Origin of the sequence: Ralstonia mojiangensis (genome assembly GCF_023955645.1) — a bacterium.
GTDB lineage: Bacteria > Pseudomonadota > Gammaproteobacteria > Burkholderiales > Burkholderiaceae > Ralstonia > Ralstonia mojiangensis.
The window spans coordinates 211,806-224,592 of the sequence record NZ_JAMXHU010000005.1 but is presented as its reverse complement, the minus strand read 5'-3'; the positions used below and the strand labels follow the sequence as shown (position 1 = coordinate 224,592).

11 protein-coding genes are annotated in these 12,787 nt (G+C 64.7%); 7 read left to right on the top strand and 4 right to left on the bottom strand.

Going from position 1 to position 12,787, the window contains the following annotated elements; all coding sequences use genetic code 11:
- The first annotated feature begins 145 nt into the window (after positions 1-145).
- Positions 146-1,843 (top strand): AMP-binding protein, encoded by a 1,698-nt coding sequence (locus NG898_RS21445; RefSeq protein WP_252694326.1) that lies wholly within the window; start codon positions 146-148, stop codon positions 1,841-1,843.
- 77 nt (positions 1,844-1,920) lie between these two features.
- Here NG898_RS21445 and NG898_RS21440 read toward each other — a convergent pair whose 3' ends face one another.
- On the bottom strand, positions 1,921-2,262 hold the full coding sequence (locus NG898_RS21440; RefSeq protein ID WP_004627574.1) for a DUF1488 family protein: 342 nt from the start codon (positions 2,260-2,262) through the stop codon (positions 1,921-1,923).
- Positions 2,263-3,150: 888 nt separating this feature from the next.
- On the opposite strand from NG898_RS21440, the gene NG898_RS21435 reads away from it, so the two are divergent.
- The 3 genes from NG898_RS21435 (at position 3,151) to NG898_RS21425 (ending at position 7,526) form a co-directional block, all read left to right on the top strand.
- Complete coding sequence (locus NG898_RS21435) at positions 3,151-4,209, top strand: serine hydrolase family protein (protein WP_252694325.1); 1,059 nt, start codon at positions 3,151-3,153, stop codon at positions 4,207-4,209.
- 124 nt (positions 4,210-4,333) lie between these two features.
- Complete coding sequence (locus NG898_RS21430; protein WP_252694324.1) at positions 4,334-5,932, top strand: S53 family peptidase; 1,599 nt, start codon at positions 4,334-4,336, stop codon at positions 5,930-5,932.
- Positions 5,856-7,526, top strand: coding sequence for a S10 family peptidase (locus NG898_RS21425; RefSeq protein ID WP_252694323.1), 1,671 nt, complete (start codon positions 5,856-5,858; stop codon positions 7,524-7,526). The genes NG898_RS21430 and NG898_RS21425 overlap by 77 nt, the downstream gene beginning before the upstream one ends.
- Before the next feature lie 37 nt (positions 7,527-7,563).
- On the opposite strand, the gene NG898_RS26140 is transcribed toward NG898_RS21425, so the two are convergent.
- Positions 7,564-7,695, bottom strand: coding sequence for a hypothetical protein (locus tag NG898_RS26140; RefSeq protein ID WP_024978542.1), 132 nt, complete (start codon positions 7,693-7,695; stop codon positions 7,564-7,566).
- Positions 7,696-8,142: 447 nt separating this feature from the next.
- Between NG898_RS26140 and NG898_RS21420 the strand changes: the two genes are divergently transcribed.
- Positions 8,143-8,289: a hypothetical protein gene (locus tag NG898_RS21420; RefSeq protein WP_252694322.1), complete on the top strand. Its 147-nt coding sequence runs from the start codon at positions 8,143-8,145 to the stop codon at positions 8,287-8,289.
- 144 nt (positions 8,290-8,433) lie between these two features.
- Here NG898_RS21420 and NG898_RS21415 read toward each other — a convergent pair whose 3' ends face one another.
- Positions 8,434-9,060: an FMN-dependent NADH-azoreductase gene (locus NG898_RS21415; RefSeq protein WP_252694321.1), complete on the bottom strand. Its 627-nt coding sequence runs from the start codon at positions 9,058-9,060 to the stop codon at positions 8,434-8,436.
- Between the two features lie 127 nt (positions 9,061-9,187).
- On the opposite strand from NG898_RS21415, the gene NG898_RS21410 reads away from it, so the two are divergent.
- Both NG898_RS21410 and NG898_RS21405 read left to right on the top strand, forming a co-directional pair.
- Positions 9,188-10,135 carry a LysR family transcriptional regulator gene (locus NG898_RS21410; protein WP_252694320.1) on the top strand — a complete coding sequence of 316 codons (948 nt, stop codon included), beginning with the start codon at positions 9,188-9,190 and terminating at the stop codon, positions 10,133-10,135.
- A 90-nt stretch (positions 10,136-10,225) separates the two neighbouring features.
- On the top strand, positions 10,226-11,806 hold the full coding sequence (locus NG898_RS21405; protein ID WP_252694319.1) for an MDR family MFS transporter: 1,581 nt from the start codon (positions 10,226-10,228) through the stop codon (positions 11,804-11,806).
- 12 nt (positions 11,807-11,818) lie between these two features.
- Here the strand turns inward: NG898_RS21405 and NG898_RS21400 are convergent, their stop codons facing one another.
- Positions 11,819-12,715, bottom strand: coding sequence for an oxygenase MpaB family protein (locus tag NG898_RS21400; protein WP_252694763.1), 897 nt, complete (start codon positions 12,713-12,715; stop codon positions 11,819-11,821).
- Positions 12,716-12,787 lie beyond the last annotated feature (72 nt).

Sequence of the window (12,787 nt, the reverse complement as noted above, 5' to 3'; positions counted from 1 at the left end):
GCTCGGGACAATCCGGGCTGGTCTGGCGGACGAATTCCTCCTATAAGTGGCGTTGTCGGTTGCAGGTGCGTTTCCGTAGCGCCCGGACGAGGCGCGTGCAGTTGGAGCGTGCATAACGCCACGCTCCGAACCCCAGGAGACAGGCATGACATCGCTGGACGCTTTCCTGCGGTGCCGCGACTTTTTGCTCGCGCACCGTGAGGATTACGACACCGCCGTGCGCGATTTTGCATGGCCCGAGCTGGACCGCTTCAACTGGGCGCTCGATTATTTCGACACCATGGCGCGCGGCAACGACGCCATCGCCCTCTGGGTGGTCGACGATCAGGGCAACGAAACGCGGCTGTCGTTCGCGCAGATGGCCGAGCGCTCGGCGCGCGTGGCCAACCACTTGCGGGCGCTGGGTGTGCAGCGCGGCGATCGTATCTTGCTCATGCTCGGCAACGTGCCCGGTCTTTGGGATGTGATGCTCGCCAGCATCAAGATTGGCGCGGTCATCATCCCAGCCACGACACTGCTCACCGCCGAAGACTTGCGTGAACGGATTGCCATGGGCGAGGTGAGCCACGTCGTGGTGGGCGCGGCGGATTGCGCCAAGCTCGACGTCGTATCTGGCTCGTTCACACGCATTGCGGTGGGGGCGGACAAGGCGCCGCCCGGCTGGCACCGCTTTGAAGACGCCTACGATGCATCCGCCAAATTCATGCCCGACGCGCCAACGCAGGCCAACGATCCGTTGCTGCTGTATTTCACTTCGGGCACCACGTCCAAACCCAAACTCGTGATGCATACGCATGCGAGCTATCCGGTCGGGCATCTGTCCACGCTTTACTGGATCGGCCTGCGCCCGGGTGATGTGCACTGGAACATCAGTTCGCCGGGCTGGGCCAAGCACGCGTGGAGCTGCTTCTTCGCGCCGTGGAATGCCGGCGCCACCGTTTTCATCTACAACTACGCGCGCTTCGAACCCAAGGCGGCGCTCGATGTGCTCTGCCGGGCCAAGGTGACGACGCTGTGCGCACCGCCCACGGTGTGGCGCATGTTGATCCAGGAAGATCTGGCCGCATGGAAGCCCGCGCTGCGCGAACTCGTGGGCGCTGGCGAGCCGCTCAACCCAGAGGTGATCGAACGCGTGCGCGCGGCGTGGGGCATCACCATTCGCGACGGCTACGGTCAGACCGAAACCACCTGCCAGATCGGCAACAGCCCCGGGCAACCGGTCAAGGCGGGCTCGATGGGCCGGCCGCTGCCGGGCTACCGCATCACGCTGCGCGACCCCGACGGCCGCGAGGCGGAAGAGGGCGAGATCTGCATCGAATTGAATTCACGCCCGACAGGTCTGATGGAGGGCTACGCCGGCAACGCCGACAAAACCGCCGAAGCCATGCGCGGCGGCGTGTATCACACCTCCGACATTGCCGCGCGCGATGCCAGTGGCTACCTGACCTACGTCGGCCGCGCCGATGACGTATTCAAGGCATCGGATTACCGTGTCAGCCCATTTGAGCTGGAGAGCGTGCTGATCGAACACCCGGCCATCGCTGAGGCCGCCGTTGTGCCAAGTCCCGACCCGTTGCGCCTGGCCGTGCCGAAAGCGTTTCTGGTCCTGCGTGCGGGGCACGAAGCCACCCCGGAACTGGCGCGCGACATCCTCGGGTTTTGCCGCAGCCGATTGGCTTCCTACAAGCGCGTGCGCCGCATCGAATTTGCCGATCTGCCCAAAACCATCTCGGGCAAGATCCGTCGTGTCGAACTGCGCATGCGCGAAGCCGCGCGCAGCGAAAGCGCCGCGGGCGTACGCAACCTGCAGGAATATTGGGAAGAGGATTTCCCGGCCGATTGATTTGCGCGGTGTGCTTGGCACCCACGGAACGTGCAGCCCCCCGACCGCACGTTCCGCTGCGCCAGCGCTGACAGATATCAGCGCGACGAACGCGGGACCAGGCGCAGTTGGCGCGCGCGATCCAGATCGTAAGCTGGCACGCCACCGTGCGGCAGCGATGCGCGTGAGGCGGCCAAGTCGCGGCCGCGCACGATGACCGGTGCGAGCGAGCCAGCGCGGATCAGGTCCGATGCAGCCAGCTCAATCCAGTCGCGGTAATTGCGATAGACCTCTTCGGCTGTGATCTTCTGATGCGCGCAATCGCAGAGCGACAGCGCTTCAGACGTGACGAAACAACTCACGACCTTGCCGTCGACAATGGCTTGGAAGAACAGGTCGCCTACGGACCTGAAGGTCTTGCCGGTGAATGAAATGTTCATGATGCTCCCCCCATTGATCAGGCGTGCCGTTTGAGCGGCATACCCCACATGCCGCTTTCGCGGCGCAAATGATCACATGCGGGAGCGTGTTTCCGAATGGAGGGATGACGATGCTCCAGATGTTGAATCCATCCGGATGCGATTGACCCAGTGAAGCGGGTCGGACTATCCCTCGGTGCCGTTATACGGTCTGTTAATTCGGTAGTTGACTGCGGGTTCGCTCTCGCGCTGCGACCTTCCCCGTACAAATTTCAGTTATGTTTTTTGGTTACCACAATCTGTGCAGCAGCCCGACGCCGATGGCAATCGAGAAAGCTACCAGCCAGAGCAAAACGGTGGAGGCGCGCGTCGCCGGAAGGCGTGTTTGAAAAAGGCGCCGACGCGTAGGAATCACCTGCCAATTGGCAGTGTGACGTTCCCACCCCAAACGAGCGGTCAAGCTCGCTGTTCCCCGTTTGATTGTTCCCATGGTCCGCTCCCGAAGGCTCGCCGCTGCCGCGTATTTACTTTTATTTAATTCTGCTTTTCTTCGATTGCATTCTAGGACACTCTCTGCAGACCGCTAGCGACCCTTGGCATGATTCTTATCGTCCATTTGGCTCATAAACGGGAGGTTTAGGACATATTGGGGGATCGAATATGAAACGATTTTCATCACCTTCCGAGATGATTAATCGATGCGCAAACGCTTACGTTTGAAACGGGCGCCGCTCGCGCCTCGCAAACTGCCTGCAAGGTGCCGCCGATACAGTCATGCGCATTTCGCGGGTGGCATGTTGCAAGACTGCACAACGATCGACGCCCTGCGGAAAACAGCGAAATGCCACGCGCGCTGCGGTACAGTGCCGCCGGGCTGGCAAGGCAGCAGAGAATGAGCGGGACATCGATATGACGCAAGCAAGACACGTCCGGAACATCAGGGCGTCTGCAGGGATCGGGCGAGGGGGGCGGGCCGCTTTGGTGGCATCGGCAGTATTGGTGGCCACCGCCGCGGCCCAAGCCGCCGCGCCGAGCCTGGCAACGCGCCGTGCTGCCGTGGAATCGACGCTGGCGCATGCAGGCAGTTGCCAGCGCCTGGGCGATTACTACTGGGAAATTGGGGACGCGCATGGCGAGCTGATGCACGGGCAGCAGGGCCAGCGCATCGGCGCGAACAAGACGGTGCGGCTGGCATCGGCATCCAAATGGGTGTTTGGCGCCTACGTGGTCGAGCGTGCGCAAGGCAAGCCGACGCCCGGCGAAATCGATGCGCTCACCATGCGCTCAGGGTACGACGGGCTCAACCCTCTGCTGTGCAATCGCAACGACACCGTGCAAAGCTGCTTTGAGCGAGGGCGCAACGCGACTTTCACGCCGGGCCACGTCGGCCGTTTCAGCTACAACGGCGGCCATGATCAGAAGCTGTTGATCGATCTCGGTCTGGGCCGTGCCGATGCCGATGCGCTCAACAACGACCTCGATCGCCAGCTTGCCAATACCCCAGGCATGCGCGATGCCGGCCAGCCCCTGGGCATCCGTTACCTCGCACCGGAGCCTGCCGGCGGAATGATCGCCACGCCGGCTGCTTATGGTCAGTTCTTGCGTCGTCTCATCCGCGGGGAATACCAGCTCGGCAAGATGCTCGGTCAGCATGCCGTTTGCACCGAGCCGGGCACGTGCTCGACTGCTGTCAGCACCCCGGCCGCCCTGCCGTGGCATTACGCGCTCAACTATTGGATCGAAGACCAGCCAGGCGGCGACGGTGCGTTCAGCTCGGCCGGCGCGTTCGGCTTCTACCCTTGGATCACCGCTGACAAGCGCCATTACGGCATGCTCGTACGCGAGACCCTTGCCCCACGCGCCTATGTGCGCAGCGCGGCATGCGGCGCACTGATCCGCCGTGCCTTTGCCGAGGGCAAGCCGCAGCATCCCGCAGAAGGCGGGGGCGCCGCCGATTTTGCCGACTGACCAACCTCGCAGATCAAGCGGGCAAGCCATCGCCTAACGTGGTTGGAGGTGGCGCCGCATCCTGTCGGCACCCTCGGCACGCCGGTTGCGACGCACGGGCCACCTACCTACATGGAGATGGCCCATGGTCCGGCACACCCTGCGCGGCAGCGAGCGCACCATTCCTGAAGACGCACGCATCCTCGGCGATGCGCATCCGGCAGAGCAGATCCGGGCGCTCGTGCAATTGCGTCGCCCCAACGAGGCTGAACTCGATGCGCGCCTGTCCGGATTTGTCCACGCGCATGCCGCAGGAACGCCATCGCCCACACCCCTGACCCGCGAAGAGTGGGCCGCACAGTTCGGCGCCACCACGGACGACATCGACGCCGTCCGCACGTTTGCCCGCGAACATGGCCTGCAAGTGGTCGAAGTGAACGTCGCGGCGGCCACCGTCACGCTCGAAGGCTCCGTCGAACAATTTTGCAGGGCCTTCGATACGCATCTGCACCGCGTGGCACATGGCGACTGCGAATACCGCGGGCGCTCCGGCCCGCTGCGGTTGCCGGACGCATTGCAGGACGTGGTCGTGGCCGTGCTGGGGCTCGACTCGCGCCCGCAGGCGGCGCCGCATTTCCGCTTCGTGCCGCTGCCGACCGGGCCGGTTGAGCCGGGAGGTATACGGCCCGCGCGTGCGGCGCCCACCGCGTCGTACACGCCGGTTCAGCTCGCGCAGCTCTACGGCTTTCCGCAGGGCGACGGCGCGGGTCAGTGCATTGCGTTTATTGAACTTGGCGGCGGCTACCGAGAAGACGATCTGCGTGCGTACTTCCAGGAACTGGGCGTGCCGATGCCGACAGTGACGGCCATACCGGTCGGGCAAGGCGCCAACCGTCCCACGGGGGACCCCGGCGGTCCCGACGGCGAAGTCATGCTTGACCTGGAAGTGGCAGGCGCCGCTGCGCCGGGCGCCACGCTGGCCGTGTACTTCACGGTCAATACCGACGCCGGTTTTGTGCAGGCCATCAACGCCGCCATCCATGACACCAAGCTGCGGCCCTCCGTGGTCTCCATCAGTTGGGGCGCGCCTGAAAGCGCCTGGACGCCGCAGGCCATGCAAGCCGTCAACGCCGCGCTGCAGAGCGCCGCAACGATGGGCGTGACGGTGTGTGCGGCCTCGGGCGACAGCGGCTCCAGCGATGGCCAGCCTGATCGCGCTGATCACGTCGACTTTCCGGCCTCCAGCCCGTACGCGCTGGCATGTGGCGGCACCAGCGTGCGTGCCAGCGGAAACCGCATCGCAGAGGAAACCGTCTGGAACGACGGCGCACGCGGTGGCGCGGGCGGCGGCGGGGTGAGCACCGTCTTTGCACTGCCGAGTTGGCAGCAGGGCCTGGCCGCGCAGCAGACCGGCGGCGTGAGTGTGCCGCTGGCGCGCCGCGGCGTGCCCGATGTCTCGGCCGATGCCGACCCATTGACCGGTTATGTCGTCCGCGTGGATGGCGAGTCCGGCGTGGTGGGCGGCACCAGCGCCGCGGCACCGCTGTGGGCCGCGCTCATCGCGCGCATCAACGCCATCAAGGGGCGCCCGGCGGGTTATCTGCATGCGCGGCTGTATCAGAACCCCGGCGCGTTCAACGACATCAAGCAGGGCAACAACGGCGCCTTTGCCGCCGCGCCCGGTTGGGACGCCTGCACCGGCCTGGGCAGCCCCAAGGGCGACGCGATCGCGAACCTTTTCTAGCAGCGAGGCACGCATGACCACCACCGACCAGCCATTCTTCGACCCCACCGCTTACGGCAACGGCCCCGACGACAGCGTGACCGACACCAGCGAGGGCATGGCGATCACGCATCACACCGTGCGCATTGGCGGACGCGACATCGCCTACACCGCGCATGCCGGCCACCTCGTCACGGTAGACCCGAGCAGCTCGCAGCCGGCGGCCAAGATGTTCCACGTGGCCTTTGTGGCGGATACGCCAGCGGGCGGCGCGCAGGCGCGACCGGTGACGTTCTTCTATAACGGCGGGCCTGGGTCTTCGGCGGTGTTCGTGCTGCTTGGGTCGTTTGCACCGCGCCGCATCGTGACGTCGATGCCGTCGTTCACGCCGCCAGCGCCGTATCGCATGGAAGACAACCCCGACAGCCTGCTCGATCGCTCCGACCTGGTTTTTATCAATCCGGTCGGCACCGGCTATTCGACGGCCATTGCGCCCAAGCGCAACCTCGATTTCTGGGGCGTTGACCAAGACGCCCGCAGCATCGCGCAGCTCATCAAGCGCTGGCTGACGGCCAATGATCGATGGAATTCGCCCAAGTTTCTGTTTGGCGAGTCTTACGGCACGGCGCGTTCCTGCGTGCTCTCGTATGTGCTGCATGAAGACGGGGTCGACTTGAACGGCATCACGCTGCAGTCGTCCATCCTCGACTACACGCAGGCGGGCAACCCGGTCGGGCTCTTGCCGACGTGCGCGGCGGATGCGTGGTTCCACAAGCGTGCAGCTTCACCCAAAGGCGGCCCGTTGCCGGCTGACGTGGGCGACTTTGCAGAAGCTGCTGCCGTATTTGCCAGCACCGATTACGAAAAAGCGCTCGCCAAGCCCACGCATGCCGATCCGGCCGCACTGAAGACGTTGTCTGCCTACACCGGCATCGATGCGGCTACGTTGCAAGGCTGGCGGCTGGATGTGGCGGCGTCTGACGGCGCGGGCACGTCGCTGTTCCTGACCACGCTGCTGGCCGACAAGGGCTTGTCGCTGGGTGCGTATGACGGTCGGGTCACGGGCATCCACACCGGCATTGCGGCTAGCGTTGATCCGAACTCCGGCGGCAACGATCCGACCATGACGGCGGTGTCCGGCGTCTACACCGCCATGTGGAACACCTACCTGAACGACGACCTGAAGTTCACGTCCAACTCCGCCTTTACGGATTTGAACGACCAGGCCTTCCGCCATTGGGACTTCCGCCACACCGACCCGACCGGCGCGCAGAAGGGGCTCGACGCCAACGGCAATGTCGCGCTCTACACCGCGGGTGACCTGGCGGCCACGATGAGCCTCAACGTGGATCTGAAAGTGTTCTCCGCCAACGGCTATTACGACTTCGTCACGCCGTTCTACCAGACCATGCTAGACCTGAAGGCGATGCCGTTGCTGGATGCCGGCGTGCGCAAGAACCTCTCGGCGGGGTTCTATCCGTCGGGCCACATGGTGTACCTGGACGGTGGTTCGCGCACGGCATTGAAGGCCGACCTGGCGCGTCTTTACGACGCTGCCACGACCGACCACCAAGCCGTCGCGCGCATCCGCATGCTGCAGGCGCGCAAGGCTTGAGCGGCGGGCATGCAGGCCGCGCCGCGCACCGCGTGGATCAATAGCCGCGGTAATACGGATGGTAGTAATGCGGGCGTTCGTAATAGCCGCCTGCCGGCACCACCACGCATGCGCTCAGCGCAGAGGTAGCGGCAGCAGCAAGGATGAGCAGGGCGATGGTGCGTTTCATGGTGAGGCTCCGTGGTTATCGTTGGACTTGGCCTCACTGTATGGAAACGCTTCGCAACCGCGCTTTACCGTTTGTAAGAAAAACTGTGACGCCCAGGCCGGTAATCGACGGCCCGCCCCGGGTTGGCAACGCTTGCGTCATGGCCGCAGTAATTTGCCGTTACCTTTGCGATCGGACTGTGGAGCAGTTCGGGCGTCTTCGGGCACTGTCAGCGCAGCGCCACAATGTTCCACGAACTTATCGCCACACTATTGACAGATCGTCGAGACTGACGGGAAATACAACAAACGGCAAACGTTGGGCTTCAAGTTTGAACGCACAGCGCCGATAGCCGTTCATATAGATGTCAGGGCATCTCGGCCCAGTCGAGATAGCAAAGCCCTGCGGGGATTACGCGATGCGCGCCGCCCAACCGTGCGCATCGGCAACACATCGGGGGGACGCATCATGACCAATTTTCTGGAATCCACCATCGCCTGGGCTGTACCGTGCCTGATCGCTACCGCGATCGTCGTGCCTGTTATGTGGAGCAAGCTGCGTACGCGCCGTCTGCTCGAAGCTATGCACCAGGCACGCGAACACCGCGACGAGTGATTTGCCGATCGGCCATCTGCGCCGGTCCAATCTTCTTGCCACGCCAGTAAAAAACGAAAACGGGCGCCGCATTGCTGCTGGCGCCCGTTTGGCATTTTGCGGGGCGGGTTGCGGCGCGTCCCGTTGCGCCGCAACTGTGCTCGCTCAGGCTGCCACGGCCTGGCTCACAACGTCGCGCATGGCGGCGTGTGCTGCTTCCAAGGCTTGCGTGCGGGCGTCCGGGCCCATCGCCAGGCGTTCTGCGCGCACGAATTGCACATCGGTGATGCCGAAGAAGCCAAACACGGTCTTCAGATACGCCTCCTGGAAATCCATGGCGGCTGCCGGGCCGGCGGAGTACATGCCGCCGCGTGTCGATGCAACGATCACCTTCTTGCCACCGGCCAAGCCAACCGGGCCGTTTTCCGTGTACTTGAACGTGCGGCCGGCTTGCGCCACGCGGTCGATCCAGGCCTTGAGCTGGCTCGGCACCGAGAAGTTGTACATCGGCGCGCCGACCACGATCACATCGCTGGCGAGCAGTTCGTTGACGAGCGTTTCCGAGCGGGCGTGCTCGGCGCGGGTCGCGTCGTCAAAATCATCGGCGCCTGTGGCGCGGAAGCCGGCGGCAATGGCGCCGTCCAGATGCGGAATCGCTTCGACCGACAGGTCACGGTGGACGACGGTGGTGCTGGGGTTTTCGTGGCGCAGCTCATCAACAATGGCGGCGCTCAGGATGCGCGAGGCCGAGGCGTCACCGAGGATGCTGGAATCAATGTGAAGGACTTGCATGGTGTCTCTCCAAGAAAAAGGTGGGTTGCTGGAAAGATAGTGCGATGCAGCGAGTTCCAGTAGTGGGTCGAATCGACACACATCGTTCTATGGATGAGACAATGCGCCCGTGCTTTGGAGAACGGCCATGGAAGATCTGAACGACCTCGTCCTATTTGCCAGCGTGGTGACGCACGGCAGTTTTTCCGGTGCCGCGCGGGCGCTGGGGATCCCCAAATCGCGCGTGAGCCGCCGCGTGGCCGATCTCGAAACGCGTCTGGGTGTGCGGCTGCTGCAGCGTTCAACGCGGGCAGTGCATGTGACGGACGTTGGCTCGGCGTTCTTTACGCATTGCGAATCGATGACGCAGGCCGCCCGCGCTGCCTTCGAGGTGGCCGAGCACGCAGGCGAAAAACCTTCCGGCCGCCTGCGCGTGAGCTGTCCCGTTGGCGTGGCGCACGTGTTCATCGCACCCGTGCTGTCGAAATTCCTGCGCGCCCAGCCCGATGTACGGCTGGAGCTGGACGTGACGAACCGCCGTGTCGACGTAATCGGCGACGGCTACGATGTGGCGCTGCGCGTGCGCTCGGCGTTGGACGACTCCAACCTCGTCGTGCGCAGCTTCGGCGTGAGCGATCAGGTGCTCGTCGCCAGCCCTTCGTTTGTTGCCGAGCATGGCCCGTTCGAGACGCCGGAAGCGATGCGCGGCGCGATTGGCGTTGGCGCTGAAGGTGCAGCCGGCGAGCGGACACGCTGGCGCCTGACCGCCCCGGAAGGCGGCGCAGTTGATATCGAATACACCCCTGCGCTGGTGACGGACGATCTGTATCTGATGGGGCAGACGGCGCTCGCTGGGGTTGGCGTTGCGCAACTGCCGTTCAACCTGTGCGCGGAGCCGATTCGCGATGGCCGGCTGGTCGTGCTGCTGCCGGAATACCGCTTGCCGGTGCACCAGTTTCACGCGGTGTTTCCATCACGCCGCGGGCTTGTACCGGCCGTGCGCGCGTTCATCGAATTCCTTGCAGAAGAGTTGCCCGGCATGACGGCAAATGTCAGCCGTTGTTATGAGGACATCGTCCGGCAACCCGATCGTTGACTCTGCAACGAATGGGAATCGGCAGTATCATCAACGGCTTCGCTTCTCCTATTGGCGCTGGTGCCTTGAGCGGCATTCGCGCACATTCCCATGTCCTCCCGCCCGAGCATCGAACCGCCCAAGCCAGACACGCCGACCGCGCCCATCGCGGCGGTATCCAGCCCGCTGGATACGCCGCCGGTGGCCGACATTCCGGTGATGGCTGTGATGGGCGGGCTGATGCTCGCCATCTTGCTGGGCGCGCTGGAGCAAACCATCGTTGCGGTGGCGTTGCCCGTGATCGCGGGCGAATTCAACGGCTTTGCGCTGATGGCGTGGTTGGTGTCGGCGTACCTGGTGGCGTCTACCGTGGTGACGCCCATCTACGGCAAGTTGAGTGACCTCTACGGCCGCCGCGCCATGCTGACGACGGCCATCGTCCTGTTCGTGCTGGCCTCCGTGGCGTGCGCGTTGGCAACCAGCATGCCGATGCTGCTGCTTGCCCGCGTGCTCCAGGGCTTGGGCGGCGGCGGCCTGATTTCGGTATCGCAAGCCACGATTGCCGATGTGGTGCCGCTGCGCGAGCGGGGCCGCTACCAGGGCTACGTGAGCGGCATGTGGGCCATGGCCAGCCTCGCCGGCCCGGTGATTGGCGGGTATCTCACGCATTACCTGTCGTGGCGCTGGATTTTCTGGATCAACCTGCCGCTGGGGATTGTCGCGCTGCTGGTCGTGCGCCGCACGCTGCGGCATTTGCCAGTGGCACATCAGCGTCGCCCCATCGACGTGCCGGGCGTGGTGCTGTTTGCCGGGGGCCTGACTGCGCTGTTGTTGATGATTACCCGTGTGGGGCAGGGCACGCCGCTCACGCAACCCGAAAACCTGGGCCTGCTGGCGGGCGCGGTGGTGCTGCTGGGCGCGTTTGTCTGGCAAGAGAGCCGTGCCGTCGAGCCGATCATTCCGCTGTCGATGTTCCGGGTTCGCACGGTCACGATCTGTTGCCTCGCGCTGTTCCTCTGCTTCTTCCAATTGATTGCCACGTCGGTGCTGATGCCGCTGCGCTTCCAGATGGTGGCCGGTGCCAGCCCCGATGCTGCGGCGCTGCGCCTCGTGCCCCTCACGCTGTCAATTCCGCTTGGCGCCTTTATTGCCGGCAAGTGGATGACACACAGCGGCCGCTACAAGCCGCTCATGCTGGGCGGCGCATGCGTGGTGCCGTTTGCCGTGGCTTCGCTGGGTTTGCTGGACCCACATAGCGTATTGGCGCTGACCCTTGCGATGATCGTGCTCGGCCTGGCGATTGGCGTGCAGTTTCCGACCGGCCTGGTCGCCACGCAAAACGCCGTGCCGCCGCAGACAGTGGGCCTGGCCACGGCGCTGACGGCCTTCTCACGCCTCCTGGGTGGCGCGGTGGGCGTGGCGGTGCTGACGTCCGTGCTGATTGCGTTGCTGCGCCAGGCTGCGCCTGAAGCGCATGTGGCTGCCGGCGGCGATGTGCTGATGGACCTCTTCCACGCTGCGCTTGCCAGCAGCGGTGCCGATGCCGAGGCTCTGCAGCGCGCGGGCGAAAGCGCTTTCAGGCATCTGTTCTTCTTTGCGGCTGCGGTGTCGGTGGTCTCGCCGCTGCTGATCATCCGGCTGGAAGAGAAGGCGCTGCGCGGCAAGGTGTCGCTTGCCGACGCCATCGAGTAGCGTGTGGACGCACTAGGTCGTTGCGGGCGCCAGTGCGCGGTGCCTGGCCCGGCGCGCCACGCTGCCCTCGTATAGCGCCCAGCGCAGCGTGGGCGCCACGGTGCGCATGGCTGCCGACGCAATGGCCGCCTGCAGCGGCGGCCGCTTGAGATCGAGCATTTGTATTGCCCACGGCGGCAGCAGCTGGATGCCCGCGTCCAGGAAGAGGCGTACCGCGGGCCGCAACCCCGGGCGCGGCGCCTGCCATGTCGTCAACACCTCCACCACCGTGCGCGTGCGATCGCTGGCCACCAGCTCGGCGCGCATCGCATTCAGATAGGTCTGCACGGCCGCCCGCGATTTCGGCACGTCGCGTGCGCCGAGCATCTCGGCCACCAGCGCAGTCTCTTCAAAGTAACGATCCTGCTGGGCACTGCTCAGATTGCCATCCACGTAACGCAGATAGCCTGCCAGGAAGCTCGACATCTCCGCCACGTGCACCCAGGTGAGCAGGTCCGGGTCGTTGGCCGAATACGGCTTGCCATCGGGCGCGATGCCATGCACGCGGTCGTGGATGGTCTTCACGCGCTCGATGAGCGCCAGCGCATCCTGGCGGCTGCCGTACGTGGTGCCGGCTACGAACTGCGCGGTGCGGCCCAGGCGCCCCTGCAGGTCTTCGCGAAAGTTGGAGTGGTCCCACACGCCGGCCAGCGCGCGGGGGTGCAGCGCCTGCAACAACAGCGCGCTGATGCCGCCGGCCATCATCGCCGGAAAATCGGCATGCACTTTCCAGCAGACGGCGTCGGGGCCGAACAGGCCGGGGTCGCCCGGCGGCGAGGCAATGTCGAGGGTCAGGCTGCCGGTGGCACGCGTAAGGCCGCGGACCTGGTTGGCGATGCGTTCGCGAATGGCGACGAGGGGCGAGGGCATGGTGCCGGAAGTGCCGGGAAGCACGAGGCGAAGGAGCATCCATTTTACCGAGCCGCATCGAGGCACACTGCA

Bases quoted from the DNA above. Each gene is read 5' to 3' on its own strand.
- NG898_RS21445 (WP_252694326.1), top strand. From the start codon at position 146: ATGACATCGCTGGACGCTTTCCTGCGGTGCCGCGACTTTTTGCTCGCG.
- NG898_RS21440 (WP_004627574.1), bottom strand. From the start codon at position 2,262: ATGAACATTTCATTCACCGGCAAGACCTTCAGGTCCGTAGGCGACCTG.
- NG898_RS21435 (WP_252694325.1), top strand. From the start codon at position 3,151: ATGACGCAAGCAAGACACGTCCGGAACATCAGGGCGTCTGCAGGGATC.
- NG898_RS21430 (WP_252694324.1), top strand. From the start codon at position 4,334: ATGGTCCGGCACACCCTGCGCGGCAGCGAGCGCACCATTCCTGAAGAC.
- NG898_RS26140 (WP_024978542.1), bottom strand. From the start codon at position 7,695: ATGAAACGCACCATCGCCCTGCTCATCCTTGCTGCTGCCGCTACCTCT.
- NG898_RS21420 (WP_252694322.1), top strand. From the start codon at position 8,143: ATGACCAATTTTCTGGAATCCACCATCGCCTGGGCTGTACCGTGCCTG.
- NG898_RS21415 (WP_252694321.1), bottom strand. From the start codon at position 9,060: ATGCAAGTCCTTCACATTGATTCCAGCATCCTCGGTGACGCCTCGGCC.
- NG898_RS21410 (WP_252694320.1), top strand. From the start codon at position 9,188: ATGGAAGATCTGAACGACCTCGTCCTATTTGCCAGCGTGGTGACGCAC.
- NG898_RS21405 (WP_252694319.1), top strand. From the start codon at position 10,226: ATGTCCTCCCGCCCGAGCATCGAACCGCCCAAGCCAGACACGCCGACC.
- NG898_RS21400 (WP_252694763.1), bottom strand. From the start codon at position 12,715: ATGCCCTCGCCCCTCGTCGCCATTCGCGAACGCATCGCCAACCAGGTC.